The following is a 17,586-nucleotide window of genomic DNA, read 5'->3' as shown; positions in this document are numbered from 1 at the left end:
AGAGACATGAAGTTTTTTGTCGACACGGCGGATGTCAGCGACATCCGCGACCTCACAGAACTCGGCCTTATCGATGGTGTTACCACCAACCCGTCCCTGATCCTCAAGTCCGGCCGGGACATCACCGAAGTGACCCGCGAGATCTGCTCCATTGTCGAAGGTCCTGTTTCGGCCGAAGTGACGGCGACCGAGTTCGAGGCAATGGTGCGGGAAGGCAAGACCCTTGCAAGGATCGCCCCCAACATCTGCATCAAGCTGCCGCTGACGCTGGATGGTCTAAGAGCCTGCCGTGCACTGACTGCCGAAGGGTTCAAGACCAACGTCACCTTGTGCTTTTCCGCCAATCAGGCGCTGCTGGCCGCCAAGGCCGGAGCGACCTTCATTTCCCCGTTCATTGGCCGACTGGACGATATGGTCATGGACGGAATGGAGCTGATCCGCGAGATCCGGCAGATCTACGACAATTACGGCTTTGAGACCGAAATTCTTGCCGCCTCGATCCGAACGGTCAATCACGTCAAGGAAGCCGCGTTGATCGGCGCCGATGTGGCAACCGTGCCGCCGGCAACGATCAAGGCGCTGGTCAAGCACCCGTTGACCGACAAGGGACTGGAGCAGTTCCTTGCGGATTGGGCAAAGACCGGCCAGACCATCGCCTGATCGACTGATCGACTGAGAAGTACGTCCAGACAACTTGCCGGTTCCACCCATGGGCGGAGCCGGTAAATCCACTCGAATTGAACCCGATGACGGTTCGGGCGTTTCCAATGGAGAGACATCCATTGGAGGATAGTATGCGCCCGCATGAAAATGTCCGGACGATTGCAGCCCTTGCCACCGCACTGACCCTTGTGTGCGGCACCGCTCTTGCAGACGACAAGAGCGGCGACTGCAAGGTTGAACCCGGCGCAAAGTCGCAAGACAGGGTACCCACCGATACTGAAGAAACTGCCAGCCTCTCTGACTGCAACGGTGTTTTGACGCCAGCCCCGGTCGGAGACCGCGAGCTTGTCGAACCTGCCCCCGATGTCGGTGAAACGCCGGTCATCACTCCGGAGGAGATCCCGGATCAGCAGCCGGCGGACTGAGGCGACCGCCAGCCAGATCGATGATACTTAAGACCGCAGCAAACGCTTGGTGGACCCGACAGCGGTTGCGATCTGGGAATAATGCGTCTTGCGCTTTTCCGAGTTTCCGGCCGAACGCAGCAGCTTGGTGACGCTCTCGTCGATGGCTTCCGATGCTTCACGGCGGGCCTGGTCGAGATTGGCCGTGGAAACGGCCCGGTAGGTACGCTGACCCACGGCCGCGCGCGGAGCGCTCCGGTCCTGGTATTTTGAGACAATGCCATCGAGCTTGCGGGAAAGGCTCCGCAATTCCCGCGCCGCGTCGCGATAGTTTGGCCGGTTTTCAATTGTCGAGGCGGCGCGCCCCAGAACATTCCTCAAACAGTCGAAGCGGTATTCGGGCCGGATGGAATTACGGCACTCGTTGCTGCCGTTCTGGATGATCCAGATGACACCGCGGGTGACCCTTTCGTCGAGATCATAGGATGCGCTGAGCTTCGGGTCGCGTTCCTGCCGATCGACATCATAGGAAGGGCCAGACGGCTCGCTGCTCATGGAAGAGCTGTACTGGGCAAGCAGAAGCTCCTCCAGAACCGAACCCAATGGATCTGCCGGCGCAAGCGACTGGGCACCCGGCACGGCGACCGCATAAGCAGGCACACTGGCAGCCGTCACGACTTGTCCGGCGAGCACGGCAACGGCCACACCTGCGCAAAACCTGTTTCCAAACATGACTTCCTCCAATCAACTATTCAAACACATCGAACAAATCACCAGAGACAACTGATCGAACCGGGCAGCAATCACGATTGGCGCGACACCTGCTATCGGAAAAGCAGCAAAAACCTGCAATATGACTTAGAAAAACGTCTGCACTGTCTACATTGAAATCAGGGATTGATATTTCCCGAAATGTTTCTTTTGATTGTTCTTTTTCAATTTTAACCCCTTGGAATAAAAGAACAAGTCAAAAATTACCTTGCGTCATGCAACACGCAACAAAGGCTTGGGAAGGCGGAAATCGATCTCAGCCGGAAAACGCTTTGGCCCCTATTCGGAAAGCCCGTAAGCTTTGCGCAGACCTCTCTGGGTCTGCGGGCCGAACTGACCGTCGATGGTCCCGGTATAGAAAGAGCGTTCTGAAAGTTTCCGTTGAAGGGAGCGCCGTGTCGTGGCCTTGAACATCTTCGGGTTTTCCGAGAGCTGGCTCAGAACTTCCTCGTTGCCGGATCTCAAGGCGCGATAAAGATATTCTGCCGCATCGTCCGGTTCCTTGCCATCGACCACGCCGTCATCGATCAGGGCTGCGTAATTGAACATTGCTTCCGGGTGCCGCTGATCGGCAGCCTTTCCGAACAGCTCGATTGCCTTTTTCGGATCACGCGCGATCCCCAGGCCGCCCTGATAATAAAGGAACCCGAGATCGTTGATGGCATCCGCAAAGCCCTCGTCTGCGGACTTGCGAAACAGTTCCAATGCCTTTTCGACATCCTGTTCGACACCAATGCCGCGCTCATACATGCGGGCAAGCTCGAACATGGCTTCAGGATCACCCGCTTCCGATGCGGTTTCCAGAAATGCTGCCGCACGGGAGGGATCGTAGCGGTCCTCGCTCGGGTTGAGGCGCATGTAGGCAAGGCCTTTCAACGCCCTGCTGTCACCTTCCCTTGCCGCCACTTGCAACTGCTCTTCCTGGCTGACTTCAAGGCGCCCCCAGGCGTTAAGACGGTCTGCCGCCGCAAGCACGTTGACCTCCTGGCTGCCGCCCGCAAGGAAGTAGGGTTTGCCGGACAGTGAGCCGTAAGTGTGCGGCTCCTGCGCGTTGGCAGTGGCTTTCAGCACGGAATCGCGCACCTGCCGGAAGGCAAGGCCTATTTCCAGATCCCTGATCTTCAAGGTCTGGGCCAGTGCCGATGCAAACGGACTGTTTTCACCTGCCCCATCAAGTGCAACGGCTCCTGCTTCGGCGGCGTAGGCCACCAGCGTGCCGCGTTCGGGAGAAGGTGCTGCCAGCCCGCGGCCGTAAGCCCCCTGATTTACGGTGAGCGTTTCCTGCCCGCCCACATCGGCAAACGGGTCGTTCCGGCAGGAATCCAGGATCACGATCCTGAGCTGCCGCGCCTTGTCGACCGCTTCCAGAATGTCATCGAGAGAAATCGAGGTATCGGCAACCTGCTGCCGGCTGCCGGCCTTGGCGTCGGAGGGAACCAGGAAATTGCGTCCGCCGACTTCGATCCCGTGTCCGGCAAAATAGACGAGAGCCACATCCGCCGTTTCTGCCTCGAAGGCGAAACGGTCCAGAAGTTCCCGGAACTCCGCAAGCCCGATGTTGAAATGCTCGGACACTTCGAAATTCAGCTCGTTCAAGGTGTCCGAAATCAGCTTGCCGTCATTGGTGGTGTTGCTCAGATCGGGAGCGTTCTCATAGCCCGCAATGCCGACCACAAGCGCCATGCGCCGTTCCGCGAACGGGTCCGTCGCCGCGTGAGCTGACAGGCCCGTCAGCACCAGAAACATCACAACAGACCAGACAGCCAATCCGTTGATTTTAAAAGTCTTCAACAGCAGTTCGACCCGGTTTCGCATTTGGAGCAATCACATGAAAACCCTGTTTCCGGCTTGGTATAAGTCCTGGAAACACCGCTTTCATAATTGGCGGATTACCTTGCGAAAACAACCCCTCTTTTCGCCGCGTCACCTGACTGCAGCTATCCCACTTCAACCGGTACAATCCCAAAAAAGCGGCCGGTCCGCGACTAACGAACCGGCCAAGGCGGACATTGCCTGAAGACCACATCAGACAATCCGGGTTGATCAGCCACCGCATGCAATCCCGCGCAATCTTGCGCTGAAAAGCGGCCGCGGACCGTAAAATGCCTCCAGTTGCCTACTCCTCCCGGAAGGCACGTGACATGCTGTCGACGATCGGCTTGGTCAGATACTGCATGAAGGTTCGCTCGGCCGTCTGGATCATGATTTCCGCGGGCATGCCCGGGGTCGGAACGAAGTTCAGCACCCTTGTCAGTTCGCCCGGCGAGATATCGATGCGAGTGACGTAAACCTCACGCATGATGCCCGTGCTGTTGTCGGTGATTGCATCTGCAGACACATATTGCACTTCGCCTTCCAGCACCGGCGTGGTGCGTTGATTGAGGGCGGACAGGCGAACAGTGGCTTGCTGGCCGATATGAACGCTGTCGATATCGGTTCGCGAAATCAGTGCCTCGATGATCAGCGGTGCGTCGGACGGCAGAATCTCGACAATCGTCTTGCCGCTTTCGATAACCCCACCGGCTGTGTGGTAGTGCATGCGTACGATGGTGCCCGAAACCGGCGCCTGAATGACGGCACGCTCGAGAACGTTGCGCGCCTTGCGGGACTGCTCTCTTGCCGCATCCAGCTCGGCCTCGATCGATTGCAGATCATCAAGCACCTTCTCGTTATAGGCAGCCCGTGTCTGCTTGACCTGTTCCTGGTGTTGCAGGACCTGGGCATTGGCCTCCTGCATGGACGATGCCAGCCTCCCGATCTGCCCTTCCGCTTCTGCGATCGCTCTTTCCAGTGCATTCAGGGTCGGCTTTAGAAGAAGGCCTTTTTCGAAGAGAAGTTTCTTGCCCGTGTGTTCTTCCTGCAGGATCGCAAGCTGCCTGATCATGGCATCATGCTGTTCACGGTAGCCGTCGCGGCGGTGCTGAAGGGATTCGATCGTGCTCTCCAGAATCCTGATATCGCTCGTCAGCTTGGCCTGGGATCCGATGAAACTCAGCTTCTGGCCGGCGATGATGGTGGCAATTTCCTCATCGTCCTTCAGGTCCAGCAATGTTTGCGGGAATTCCACCTCCTTCAGCCAGAGATATTCGGCGCGCAGACGGGCGTTGATCGCTTCCAGCCGCGCCAGTTTGAGTCCCAGCTGTCGCTCGTTTGCGGATGCGACGGTTTCGTCGAGACGAACAATTGGATCACCTTTTTGAACGCGCTCGCCCTCCTGCACCAGGATCTCCTTCACGATCCCGCCTTCATAGTGCTGAATCTGCTTGTTCTGTCCGGTTGCGACAAAGGTTCCGCTTGAAATTACGGCGGCTGCCAATGGCGCGGTAAAGGACCAGGCGGCAAAGCCTCCAATAAAGAAGACCAGCATGAAAACGCCGATCAGCGTGTGCCAGAAAATCGATCTCGGCACTGCCGAATACCAGTCCATCGGTTCGTGATGTGTCAGAGCGTTGCTCATCTTTTCCCCCTGGCTTGAGCCGTCCCTGGCGGCTGCCAACGCTTATCCTTGTTGCTGAACCGCTCTTTGTTTCTTCCGGTCGGCAAGGAGTTCCAGCACCTCGTTGCGGAAACCGAACATGCTGATGGAGCCGTCGGCCAGAACAAGGATCCGGTCGACACATTTCAGCAGGGATGGCTTTTGCGTGATCGCGACGACGGTGATGCCTTCAGCCTTGGCATGTGCCATTGCCCGTGCAAGCGCTTCGTCGCCATTGGTGTCCAGATTTGAGTTGGGTTCGTCCAGAACGACGAAACGTGGATTGCCGAAGAACGCCCTGGCAAGCGCGATACGCTGCTTCTGACCGCCTGACAGCGGTGCACCGTCGGCCGCGACGACCGTTTCATAGCCGTGGGCCAATTCGGAAATCATGGCGTGCACGTCGGCCAGACAGGCAGCTTCGTAGATCTGCTCGTCCGAAGCATCTTCGCGCATGCGGCCGATGTTCTGTTTGATCGTGCCCGGGAAGAGCTGAACGTCCTGTGGCAGATAACCGATGTTCTCACCCAGCTGCCGCTGGTTCCAGTTACGCAGGTCCATCAGGTCCAGACGCACCGCGCCCGATGTCGGCAGGATGGATCCCACCAGCATCTTGCCGAGTGTGGTTTTTCCGGCTCCCGAGTTGCCGATGATCGCAAGAGAGTCCCCGGCTTTCAGCGAGAAGGTGATGCTGTTGAGCACGACCCGCTTGGTCCCCTGGGGCACGTAAAGCAGGCGTTCGACATCAAGCCGGCCTTGCGGCTTGGGCAGAACGAGACGTTCGGAGTTGAGCGGCGAGGATTTCAGCAGTGTCGAGATCCGACCATAGGAATTGCGCGACAGCAGATACTGGTTCCAGCCTTCGATCGCGCCCTCGATGGGCGACAGAGCCCGGCCGCCGATAATGGAGGCGGCAATCACCATGCCCCCGGTAAGTTCACCCTGGATGGCAAGGAAGGATCCCCACCCGAGCATCGCCACCTGCGTCAGGAGCCGGACCGCCTTGGTGATGGAGGCCGAAACAATGTTTCTGTCCTGCGCACTGACCTGCGCGCGCAGCGAAGCAGCCGTATCGCGCCCCCACAGGTGAACCGCTTCCGGGATCATGGCCAGGGCGTTGATGATCTGCGAATTCCTGGACATGGCATCCAGATGCAGGTTCGCCTTGCTCTGGTTCTGGTTGGCATCGCTGAAATGCCGGGACGTGATCTTCTGGTTGATCACCGCGATCACGAGCAGGATCACACAGGTGCCACCGACGATCATCCCGAGGTGCGGATGAATGAGGTAGATCGCCACCAGGAAAAGCGGCGCGAAGGGACCATCCAGAAATGCCATCATGGTGCCGGACACCAGAAAACCCCGCAATTGCTGCAGGTCGTTCAGGATCTGGTACTCCTTGCCGTTGCTGTTGAGCGAAGCTCGTGCGGCGGCTGCGAGGATGGGTGAACCCAGTTGCGATGCGAGTTCGACCGCCGTGCGCATAAGAATGAAGCGGCGGATGGCATCGAAGGCCGCCTGCAGCAGGACCGCCCCGACGATCACGCCTGTCAGCATGACCAGCGTGTCCAGCGAGCGGCTGGTCAGGACCCGGTCCGAGATCTGGAACAGATAGACCGGAATTGACAGCACAAGCACATTGATGACGCAGGAAAACATCAGCACGATGAGAAGATTGCGTCGAACGGCGGCGACGCCGTTTTCGAGTGCCTTGGAAAGATCGGGCGGTGTCGTCCGTCGGTGGAACTCGGGCTTTTCAGCCTTGGATTTGCCAGTGCCAGAGCCTGTGCCTGTGCCTGTCCGGGCGGACTTGCCGCCGTCCGCCGGTTTCGCTCTTGCGTCTCCCGACTTCAGGGTTGGTCCGCCCGCAGCGGCTGCTGCCTCTGCGCCGACAAGTCGTGCATCACCCTTTTTCGCATCGGGGCCCAGCACCTGCGGCTCACCCGCCCGGTTCGTCCGCTGCCCATCGGCAACATCATATGAAATGGTCATGAGCTGCCTCCCCTAAGCGACCATTGTCGCCATCGGATCGACACAGACCTCGTCCGGCACCTGGTTCAGGTTGACGGATTCAAGATCGTTGTCACCATTGGTCAGCATGCCGTCGGCCAGGAAGACAACGGCCTCCGACGCAAGACCCGCCCCGCCGTGATCAGGTTGCTCGACATCTGCGGTCAGGATCTCCGCCTGGTAAAGCAAAGCTTCCGAATAGGTGTCGCCACCGACGCGAACAACATTGTCCACGCTGGCTTCCTGGATCACCGCGGCATTGTAGAGAAGGTTTGAATCGCCGTTGATGCTGGTGCCTTCGCTTGAGACATCGACCCCAAGCGTGGCGATGCTGTCGCTGTCGCCCAGGATATTGACCTGTTCGAGGTAATTGATGTCGTAGACATCACCGGAGATATAAAGAACGTTCAGCTGGTTGAAAGGCGAGGTTTCCCCGCTGAAGAGCCCGGACAGGAAGTCATCGCCGAGATCCTCTTCACCTGCCGTTGCGAGCCGGTTCGCGCTTGCCGGATCCAGGTCGACGACGGAACTGTTGTAGTTGGAAACGATATAGGCCTCGTTCCAGAGCAGATTGTCGATCTGCCCGTCAGGCATCGGCATGGAAGCGTCTTGTGTACCTTCGGCAATGACCTGATCGAAATTGACCATGACGTTGGTCTGGCTGATCACATTGGCCGAGTAATAGTCGCCTCCGATCAGGATCAGATCGAAGAAGGTGCTCAGTTCCGTGAGGTTGAGCGCATTTGTCAGAATATTGCCACCGGACATGATCGTCGTGCCCGAGCCGTCTTCCTGGTAGACGATGGTATCGTTGTCGACCAGGTAGTTCTTCTGGGTCAGCCAGTTCACGAAGGTCATGTCACCGTCGTGGAAGGTGATATCCCAGAGTGAATGATTGCCGACCGGAGCAACATCCATGGGCAGATCCGAACCGGTGTTCATGATCGATGCGATGTTGTAGCTGCCGGTACTCGGATCCGTCGCCCACTGGCCAAGCCCCGCCAGATGCGGCGCTGCCAGAACATTTGTCTGGCTGATAATGTCGAGATCGTAATAATCGCCGGCCACAGCTATGGTCGCGGCCTTGCCCCAGACGTCCACCAGAATGGCCTGATTGATCAGTGTGTTGTTGCCGGCACTGATTTGCAGCGAAGCGGAAGTTCCGGCGGTGTCCACCAGCGAAGCGAACTCGCCCGAGACACTTTGCGGTCCCTCGAACACCACGTCATCGGAGTTCGCTTCGGCGTCATCGTCCGGAGCACGCCCCGTCAAATGCTTGATGACTTCGTCAAGACGGGCGGCTTCCTCGACAACGATACCGTTCTGATAGAGCTGCCCGGTGTCATCTCCGGTTGCCAGAACCTGTTGCCCGACACCGGGAGCGCCGGTTTGCATGGTTTGGGCTGTTTCCGTCCAGGCGGCGACGGTCGCGCTCAGATTGCCTGCCGGATTGTCTGCTTCCGTAAAGCTGAACCTGCCGGTGATCCCGGCAGCCTCGAGTGCATCGAGGAAGGAGAGGAGTGATGGTGCTTCGTAATCGAAATGATAGTGGAGACCCGTGTTGGACAGATAGTCGTTGTCCTCCAGCACGTTTTCGGACCGGGACACCACAGCGAAGCTGTTGGGCAGCACTTCGTGCTGGAACGTTATGAAGCGGACACCGCCTGTCAGCGCGATGGTGTAGGGATTGAAAGTCCCCTCAACCGGCGGCGGCATCAGATGTGCCCGCATGCCAATGCCATCCCACTCATAAAAGTTCAGGGCGGCGGGAACGTCGTCGTAGTAGCTGTAACCATCGAATTCGTAATGGATATTCGGATTGAGGTCGAGCAGCTGATAGTCCGGCCAGACTGTCGGCAGCGCCTCCATCGTCTCACCTTGCTCTGCCTGTTCGGCAGCAAGCTGTGCCGCGCGGAATTCAAGATATTCAAGGCGGGCGCGGGCCTCCTCGAGTGACATGGAAAAGCTTCCTACAAAATGCGAAATCGCTTCACGCGTAAGGTCATCATAAAAAAACATGTCAGCCCCCTAATCTGAATGAAGGGTCGTTTTCGCGGTCAAACTCACGCGAATCTAATAACGAGAGGCCGCGTTCAGCAGGCGCGGAGCAAGTGAGCTCCGCGCCTGCTGCTGTTTTCCGGAATTGAAAATCAATTCAGGAACAAACCGGATCAGCTCAGGGAGCCGAGGTCTTCACCGGTCATCAGGCTGTCCATGTTGCCGCCGACAATGGTCATGTCGACAGAGTTGTTCAGGATGTTTTCGCCCTGCACAAGCGTGTTGGTGAATGCCGATGCATCGTTGGAAGCAGATGCTTCAGCCGCATTCATGCCCTGGACGAGCGCATCGTCATCAGCAATGACGCTGACGCTGCCGGAACCGAGGTCATCGATTTCCAGATTGCCTTCCAGGTCGACCGACATGCCATGGAAACCGGCATGACCGAACCAGGTGCCGACATGGCCACCGAATGCCTGCATGTCAGCATCGACATATGCCGACCCGCTGGAGCCCCCTGCCGAAATACCGTCATCGGTTTCGGCATCGCCACCTTTGGCACTCAGGGTCTGGTTGAAGCCGGCGTTGTTGGTTGCCGTCGTACCGTTGGCCCAGTCGTTGTCTTCCAGCTGGTTGCTGTTGTTGAGCACGACACCGGCATCATTGCCGCCACCATTGAGGGCTTCGTTCAAAATGTCTTCAACGGTGATGTCGTCGCCCGGGCTGTAGTCGATGCCGCCGTTGACGCTCACGAGCATCTCGTCGACTTCAGCGCATTCTTCCAGGTCAATGTCCACGACATCGTCGTCGTCATAAACAAAACCTTCTTCGAAGTTCATCACGACTTCGGCCTTGTTGATGATCTTCGAGTCATCGACTGCATCGAAATCAGAGTAATTGAATTGAGTTCCACGCTTACCAGACATGATAATAGTCCTTGTTCATCGCGGCGAGCCAGGTTTCGCAAGACCGGCGTTCACACCGCATTCTGACTTGGAAACGGGCGCAGCTGGCGTTTCGGAAACAGGTTCGAAACAGAAAACCGCAGCGCCGATCGAACATCTTAGAGCTCGTCTTCACCAACGCTGTCGGTGTAGAGATCGCCGCCGACAATCGTCGTATCGACCGAGTTGTTGAGAATGTTCGCACCCTGCACCAGCTCGTTGACGAACGCTTCGGTTGCGTTGGCGGCATTGGCAGCAGCCATCACTTCACCAATCACCGTCGCATCATCAAGGGCATCCACGGTCATGGACGACCCACCGAAAGCCAGACCGTCATCAGCTTCCGCCGAACCGCCGTTGGCAGTCAGCTTCTGCGTGAAGGACCCTTCATTGGCGACAAAGGTGTCTTTTGCCCAGTCGTTGTCTTCCAGCTGGTTGCTGTTGTTGATTGCAATGCCGGTATCGTTCCCAAGGCCGTTCAGCGCATCATTGAGGACGTCTTCGACCTTGATGTCGTCGCCCGGGTCGAAGTCGATGTTGCCTTTCGCAATCAGAATGTCATCGACACTCGCATGGTCGCCGATGTCCAGGTCAATGTTGTCGACGTCCGAAGGACCGTTCTCGAAATCCACATTGATGACAGGATCGAAGTCACTGTCGACATACTTGAACACCTGGTTGTTCACATCCTGGGTGTTGTCGTCGTCCGAGTATTCCCACTCGTAGCTCTTCGAATTGTCGATGTTTATTTCGTGATTATAGTTGGTGTTGTACTCGCTGGAATAAGTCGGATTGAACGACTTATCGATGTTCAGCTCGTTTTTATGCCAAACGTATTCGCTCATGGTTCTGTCCTCAGATCGGACAGCTCGGCAGATCGTCTTCTATCGATTTGCATAGGGCTGTCGTGGTTAAGAGGAGCGTTACCGCCCCAGATCAAATGGAAAATGGCAAAAACAACCACTTCAGCTAATCAAAATAGATTTAGCTGCTCCATTTACTCTTCGGCTGGAAGTCAAGTTTGAGGATTGGGATCCACAAACCGAGGATTTACACAAATACGAGAATCTCCCAGCCGATGAAAACAATGACAGAACAGGGAGATTGCAATAAGCCGGAAATCTTAACTAAACATTTACCATTTAAGTTTCGCGGATATCTAGCGACATAGGTAAATCACGCGAGGTCAAAAAAAGTATTTAATTGCAATATCTTGAAGCAAAATCTGATCCGCGACTAAATCGAATTATTAATATAACCTAAGGTAAGTTTGTTATATACAAGTTATGGGTGAGGAGAAATTCAGACTAGGGGGTCACTGCACAAATCCCTGTTAATACTGCGATTTGGACGGCATGTTCATTTTCCGACAGCCACCCATTTCCCGCACCTATCCTTGGTCTGAACAAACAAGATAAGAAATTTTATTATTTTAAAAACCGCATGGCTAATGCCGACGGCAGAATAAGCCGGATGAATATTTACAAAAACACTTCTCCCAGGCCCTGTTTCTGGCAATTGCAAGTGAAAGAGAGTCCAAATTAAATTTTATCTTAGTTTGTAGGGGTGACAGTAATGACTAGCGTAAATTACGAGAATAAAGGTTCAATCTATTATATTGGAGCGTCCGAAAAGTTTCCGAAGGAACTGGAAGGAGTAATCGACCGGGAAATAGAAGATGGACGTTTTATCCGTATCACTCAGAAAATCGATCTTTATCGCTCGGAGCGCCGTGGGGAATTTTCAAAACGCCTTTTCCTGATTGACGAAGGCTTCAGCGCGGAGCGCAAGGAAGCTATTGCCTGCCTGCGGAAAAACTTCCCCGAAGCAAACCTCTGCATGCTGATCAATGACGATCTGTCGTTCCCCTCGATCATCAGCGATTATTTCCAGGAAGGCCTGATCAAGAGCGTGCTGCCGATGAACCTTCGGATCGATCTCTGGCTAGGCGCTATCCGTCTCATGCTCAACGGCGGCCATTATCTGCCGGCTGATGCCATCAAGTACATGGGAATGGAAAGGCCTTACGGCGCAGCCCCGGCCATGCATCAGCGCAGGCACCGCAGCCGTACCAGGAACCGCTTCGGCAAGCTGACGAAACGGGAAACCGAAGTTCTATGCCTCATCTCAGAGGGATATCAGAACAAGAACATCGCCGAAAAATTGTCCCTGTCGGAGCACACCATCAAGCTCCATATTCATCACATCATTTCAAAGCTCGGCGTTTCAAATAGAACGGAAGCAGCCGCGATCTACATTCAGACGGAACAACGACCACCCAACCTAGAGGCCTGAAGATGAGCGCGGCAGATGCGCCCACAATGGCGGACGAATTCCAGACGTTTCTCGCCCTCATGGGTCGGCTGAACTATACGTGGACCAACACGGAGAGCCTGCTGATCCACATGATCGCGGGCCTCGCCGGCGTCACCAAGGAAGTCGCGACGGTGATCTTCCTTACCCTCAACACATCGCGTGCCCGAATTGATCTGGTCGAACGGCTGGCCAAGCTCGACGCGCAGAAACCGGACTTGAGGGAAGAGGTGCTGAGCCTAACGCGGGACATGCACAAGACGTTGAAATTGAAAAACAAATATAATCACTGCATCTATTCGTTCGACAACGAGGGGCGCAATGCCTCAACCATCCTGATGCGCATCAGTGACCAGAAACACAAGATCGAATACGGCAAGTCCAGCCCGATCAATGCCCGGGAAATCACGCTCGTCAGGGAAACGATCCAGAAGACACAGACGCTGAACAAGTCGCTCTGGGAGTTCTTCAAGCAGCGCAGGTTTCCGGTGTGAGATCCTCCCGCGCTGCACGCAGCCTCGACAAAAAAGAGGCCGGATCGGTAAACCGAACCGGCCTTTCAGGGGAGGTAACAGGATGTTTGAGCAGGTTCGGATCGCTCTGATCCGGCCGACTGAACTCTGCCCTGGAGCGTGCCGCGTCTAACTGGAAAGATCTTGCATCACTTTTTGCGTCGAAATCCCCGATTTCAGGCGGTGAAAAGCGATTCCGATGAAACGCGACAAGTTCTAGCCGATCCTGGCGGCAATGCTTTTGGTCTTGCAGTAGCTCTTGAGACCTTCGAGACCTTTTTCGCGGCCGAAACCGGATTTCTTGTTGCCACCGAACGGCACCTCGATCCCACCGGCGAAATACTCGTTGATGTAGATCTGGCCGGCATCGATCTTGCGCGCGAGCTGATGGGCTTTTGCGAAATTCGACGTGTAGATGCCTGCGACCAGGCCGTACTGGCAATCGTTGGCAAGTGCCAAAGCGTGATCGGCATCATCAGCCACCTGCACCGTCAGCACCGGCCCGAAGATTTCCTCCTGCGCCAACTCGTCACGCGCGGCAACGCTGTCGACGATTGTCGGCTCATAGAACCAGCCCTTGCCGGTTTTCGGGTCAGTGGCTATGGCGCCACCCGTCACGATATCAGCGCCGCGCGCCCTTGCGCGGTCGACAAAACCAGCAACCTTCGCAAGATGTTCCGCAGAATTGACCGGCCCGACATCCGGGTTGCCAAGACCGTGCCCGAGTGTCAGCGATTTTGTGCGTTTCACCAGTTCCGCAACGAAGTCCGCGTGAATGTTCTTCTCGATCACAAGACGAGATCCGGCGGAACAGATCTGGCCGGCATTCTCGTAGATCGCACCGAGAACACCGGATAGCGCCTGTTCCCGGTCACAATCGCCAAGCACCACCACGGGCGATTTGCCACCAAGCTCCAGCACCACGCGGGTGATCTCGTCAGCTGCCGCCTTCATCACCGATTTGCCCGTCTGGACCGAACCGGTGAACGTGATGTGGTCGACATCCGGATGGGATGTCAGTGGAGCCCCGGTTTCGGCGCCGGTGCCGGTCACGACATTGCACACGCCTGCCGGCAATCCGGCATCATGCAGGATCTTCGCGAGCAGCAGCGCAGTGAACGGCGTCTGTTCGGCAGGCTTGGCCACAACCGTGCAGCCGGCTGCAAGCGCCGGCGCAAATCCGCGCGCAGCGGTGGAGATCGGAAAGTTCCACGGAATGATGTGGGCCGTGACCCCGACCGGCTCGTGAATGGCGTAACCGACATAATTCGGCCCAAGGGGAAAGCTGTCTCCCTGCAGCTTGTCGCAAGCGCCCGCGTAATACTCGAAAGTACGAGCCGCACCGCGCACATCGCCTTGAGCTTCCTGCAGTGCCTTGCCGCTGTCCAGCGTTTCGGCAACGGCCAGAAGATCGAGATTTTCCAGGATAAGCCTGGACGCTTGCAGAAGGATCCGGGACCGCTCCACCGGCGCCATGTCTCGCCAGACCGTCTCAAAAGCAACCTTTGACGACTTTACCGCCTGATCGACATCCTCGGCGGTGCCCGCCGTGAAGCGGGCGAAGGCTTCGCCCCGGCCCGGATCGAAACTTTCCATGGTGCGGTTATGGGACGGCTGCGTGAAGCTGCCGTCGATGAAATGGCCGAGGGGCAACGCCTTCAGCGTGCCCGTGGCCTGATATTCCGCGATGAGTTCGCTTGCTCCGGACATCGTTAGCCTTCCAGGGAACTGATCTTGTATGTGGATTTCGCCAGCCACTCCGGACTGATCTCGACACCCCACCCCGGCGCATCGGTCACCGTGGCATGCCCGTCGACAATCTCGTATGGCGACGCGGTGAAGAGGCCGTATTGCCAGGGATAATAGTCGGCTTCCTCGATGGAGAATTCGAGATATTTGCCCGCATTCGGGATCGCCCGCAGCAGATGCATGGTGAACAGCGTCACCAGCGACAGGTTGGCCGCATGCGGTGTGCAGGGAATGCCTGCCTCATGCGCCATTTGTGCCACCTTCATGGTGCGAACCATGCCGCCGAGATAACAGACGTCCGGCTGAATGATATCGACAACCCGGTCATCGATCATGCGCTGCCAGTCCACCAGCGAGCAATCCTGCTCCCCCCCAGTCACATCGATGTCGAGAGCGTCTGTCACTTGCCTGGTCTGGTCATAATGCCAGTAGGGGCAAGGTTCCTCGTAATGGGAAATGCCGTTGGCTTCCAGGAACCGGCCGATCTCGATGGCCTTGGCTGGCGAATAGCAGGAGTTGGCATCGACCAGCAGTGCGGTGTCGTCTCCAAAGGCCTTGCGCATGGTCGGCACGATTTCTTCCGTCCTGCCCGGCCATTCGTCCTTATCGCGGCCGCATTCGGCACCGATCCGGAACTTGAAGGCATCGAAGCCGTAAAGGTCCTGCTGCTTCTTGAGGCGATCCGCTTCGTCTTTCGCCGTGATGTCACGCTTCATCGACGACCCGTAGGCTCGCACCTTGCCCGGCGTTCCGCCGAGCAGTTCGCACACCGGCTTACCTTCCAGCTTGCCGCGAAGGTCGAACAGGGCAGTGTCCAGTCCCCCCATCGCCCGGCGCAGATAGGAGCCGGGAAACTTGTGCTCCCGTTCCGGGATGATCTCCATCAGGTGTTCAATGTCGAAAGCGTCTTCGCCCAGCGCATAAGGTGCAACCTGACGGTGGACGACCTCCGCGGTGATATCCGCGTAGTAAGGCGCTACCTGCCCCCATCCGGTCGCACCGTTTTCGGCGGTTGCACGAACGAAGCAGACAAACTCATTGGTAAATGTTTCTATTGATTGTATTTTCATTGTCTTATCCGGTCCTCGGACGGACGGTCCCGATGGATAGGGGTTGGCTCGTGAACCGACCCTTATCCAGAATTGGACTTGATAGAAGGTCCGTTTTGCGCAAACTCTCATACCAATTTGGGAGAACGCGATGAAACGGCATGCCGGCGCTGTGCTCTCGTCGATCAAGATCGACAAGACGGCCGAAAAGAAAATTTCGATCCAGCTCTACATGGCGCTGCGCGACCTGTTGCTGACGGGGGCATTGACCCCGGGTGACCGGATGCCGGCCACACGCACCCTGGCGCAGGAGATCGGCGTCTCCCGCACGACGGTAATCGATGCGACCGACCGCCTGATTTCCGAGGGTCTTCTGGAAGCAAGGGTAGGCGCTGGCACATTCGTCAGTGAAGCGCTGAACGCCCGCCTTGCACCGAAGCCGTCACAGGAGGCCAGCGACATCACCCCCGTCGTGCCGCGCCTTTCCCACGCAACCCGGCATGCCATCCCGGACTTCACCTTGCGCTCGCGCCTGCCACACAAATCGCAGGCCTTCGTCACCGCACTGCCGGCGCTCGACGCCTTTCCGATGGCGCAATGGGCAAAACTCTCCGCGCGGCACTGGCGCAAGGACCGCGACCACATTGCCGGCTATGGCGAGCCCTTCGGCTACATGCCGCTGCGCCGGGCGATTGCCCGTCAGCTCAATGCCTCCCGCGGAATCAAGTGCGACCCCGAACAGATATTCATCACCAACGGCGCCCAGCGCGCATTTTCCCTGGTCGGCGGCATGCTGGTCAATCCGGGCGAGCCGATCTGGTTTGAAAATCCTGGCGCAATTGGTGCGCGCAACGCTTTTGTTGCCATTGGCGCAAGGCCAATTCCCGTCGCCGTTGACGAGGAAGGCCTTTGCATCGAGGACGGCCTTGCCAAGGCGCCCTACTTTCGGCTCGCCTTCGTAACGCCATCGCACCAGCAGCCGCTTGGCCACGTCATGAGCCTTTCCCGCCGCCTGGCGCTTCTGAAAGCCGCCAATGAAGCCGACGCCATGATCGTGGAGGACGACTACGACGGCGAGTTCTATTTCGGCGACCAGCCACCACCAACGCTCAAGAGCATCGATACCCACGGCCGGGTAATCTATGTCGGCACCTTCTCCAAGTCCCTGTTTCCAGCCCTCAGGCTCGGCTTCGTTCTGGTGCCGGAAGGCCTGGTGGAAAGCTTCGAACGGGTCTGCCTGACCTGGCTTGCCGGTGTTCCGACCGTCACCCAGGCGATCGTTGCAGAATTCATGGATGAAGGCATGTTCGCAACCCACATCCGCACCATGCGCCAACTCTACAAGCACCGTCACGATACCTTGATAGCAGAAAGCGCCAGTCTTGCAGGAGACATCGACCTGCAGCCAACCAGCAGCGGCTTTCACGCTGTCGGCCTTTTGTCGAACCGATACGACGAAGACAGGATCGTCGCTGAAGCGGCCAAACACGGCATCACCACCGCCCCCCTGTCTCGCTACGCTCTTGGCCGGATACCGCAGCGCGGCATTGTCCTCGGCTTCGGCAGCTCTGCGCAGGATGACATCCGCAAAGGCATGAAGGTTCTCAAGAAAATCCTGCCTGTTTGCTGCACCAGCTAAGGTGCACCCTCGATCAATTGGACTGCTAAATTATCTGCAATGGATATATTTGGCAGGCC

Annotated in this window: 14 protein-coding genes; 5 read left to right on the top strand and 9 right to left on the bottom strand. The window is 57.0% G+C overall.

Annotated elements, in window-relative coordinates; genetic code table 11:
• Positions 1-6 precede the first annotated feature (6 nt).
• Together fsa and J7447_RS29980 are read left to right on the top strand one after the other, a co-directional pair.
• The gene (gene fsa, locus J7447_RS29985) at positions 7-660 is read left to right on the top strand and encodes a fructose-6-phosphate aldolase (RefSeq protein WP_075283599.1); all 654 of its coding nucleotides are present in this window, start codon (positions 7-9) and stop codon (positions 658-660) included.
• Between the two features lie 134 nt (positions 661-794).
• Entirely contained in the window at positions 795-1,088 is a 294-nt protein-coding gene (locus J7447_RS29980; protein WP_075283598.1) for a hypothetical protein, read from the top strand.
• Positions 1,089-1,115: 27 nt separating this feature from the next.
• On the opposite strand, the gene J7447_RS29975 is transcribed toward J7447_RS29980, so the two are convergent.
• The 7 genes from J7447_RS29975 to J7447_RS29945 all read right to left on the bottom strand — a co-directional run bounded on the left by J7447_RS29975 (position 1,116) and on the right by J7447_RS29945 (position 11,110).
• On the bottom strand, positions 1,116-1,799 hold the full coding sequence (locus J7447_RS29975) for a hypothetical protein (protein WP_209171716.1): 684 nt from the start codon (positions 1,797-1,799) through the stop codon (positions 1,116-1,118).
• Positions 1,800-2,117: 318 nt separating this feature from the next.
• The gene (locus tag J7447_RS29970) at positions 2,118-3,629 is read right to left on the bottom strand and encodes a caspase family protein (protein WP_208984792.1); all 1,512 of its coding nucleotides are present in this window, start codon (positions 3,627-3,629) and stop codon (positions 2,118-2,120) included.
• Between the two features lie 325 nt (positions 3,630-3,954).
• A complete protein-coding gene (locus J7447_RS29965) occupies positions 3,955-5,295 on the bottom strand; it encodes an HlyD family type I secretion periplasmic adaptor subunit (RefSeq protein ID WP_031269001.1) in 1,341 nt (446 codons plus the stop codon).
• A 42-nt stretch (positions 5,296-5,337) separates the two neighbouring features.
• On the bottom strand, positions 5,338-7,305 hold the full coding sequence (locus tag J7447_RS29960) for a type I secretion system permease/ATPase (protein WP_209171715.1): 1,968 nt from the start codon (positions 7,303-7,305) through the stop codon (positions 5,338-5,340).
• 12 nt (positions 7,306-7,317) lie between these two features.
• The gene (locus J7447_RS29955; RefSeq protein ID WP_209171714.1) at positions 7,318-9,282 is read right to left on the bottom strand and encodes a hypothetical protein; all 1,965 of its coding nucleotides are present in this window, start codon (positions 9,280-9,282) and stop codon (positions 7,318-7,320) included.
• 212 nt (positions 9,283-9,494) lie between these two features.
• Positions 9,495-10,247, bottom strand: coding sequence for a hypothetical protein (locus tag J7447_RS29950; protein ID WP_023000103.1), 753 nt, complete (start codon positions 10,245-10,247; stop codon positions 9,495-9,497).
• Positions 10,248-10,384: 137 nt separating this feature from the next.
• Positions 10,385-11,110: a hypothetical protein gene (locus J7447_RS29945; protein WP_209171713.1), complete on the bottom strand. Its 726-nt coding sequence runs from the start codon at positions 11,108-11,110 to the stop codon at positions 10,385-10,387.
• A 730-nt stretch (positions 11,111-11,840) separates the two neighbouring features.
• On the opposite strand from J7447_RS29945, the gene J7447_RS29940 reads away from it, so the two are divergent.
• Together J7447_RS29940 and J7447_RS29935 are read left to right on the top strand one after the other, a co-directional pair.
• Positions 11,841-12,560 carry a response regulator transcription factor gene (locus J7447_RS29940; RefSeq protein ID WP_023000101.1) on the top strand — a complete coding sequence of 240 codons (720 nt, stop codon included), beginning with the start codon at positions 11,841-11,843 and terminating at the stop codon, positions 12,558-12,560.
• Positions 12,561-12,562: 2 nt separating this feature from the next.
• The gene (locus J7447_RS29935) at positions 12,563-13,072 is read left to right on the top strand and encodes a hypothetical protein (RefSeq protein ID WP_286189704.1); all 510 of its coding nucleotides are present in this window, start codon (positions 12,563-12,565) and stop codon (positions 13,070-13,072) included.
• A 234-nt stretch (positions 13,073-13,306) separates the two neighbouring features.
• On the opposite strand, the gene J7447_RS29930 is transcribed toward J7447_RS29935, so the two are convergent.
• Complete coding sequence (locus J7447_RS29930; RefSeq protein WP_209171712.1) at positions 13,307-14,800, bottom strand: aldehyde dehydrogenase family protein; 1,494 nt, start codon at positions 14,798-14,800, stop codon at positions 13,307-13,309.
• Between the two features lie 2 nt (positions 14,801-14,802).
• Positions 14,803-15,909, bottom strand: coding sequence for a mandelate racemase/muconate lactonizing enzyme family protein (locus J7447_RS29925; protein WP_168688118.1), 1,107 nt, complete (start codon positions 15,907-15,909; stop codon positions 14,803-14,805).
• A gap of 130 nt (positions 15,910-16,039) precedes the next feature.
• On the opposite strand from J7447_RS29925, the gene J7447_RS29920 reads away from it, so the two are divergent.
• The gene (locus tag J7447_RS29920; RefSeq protein ID WP_209171711.1) at positions 16,040-17,527 is read left to right on the top strand and encodes a PLP-dependent aminotransferase family protein; all 1,488 of its coding nucleotides are present in this window, start codon (positions 16,040-16,042) and stop codon (positions 17,525-17,527) included.
• Positions 17,528-17,586 lie beyond the last annotated feature (59 nt).

This window comes from Labrenzia sp. R5_0 (genome assembly GCF_017743835.1).
Taxonomy (GTDB): domain Bacteria; phylum Pseudomonadota; class Alphaproteobacteria; order Rhizobiales; family Stappiaceae; genus Roseibium; species Roseibium algicola.
Note: the sequence above shows the minus strand (reverse complement) of the source record. Positions and strands in the feature narration are given on the sequence as shown.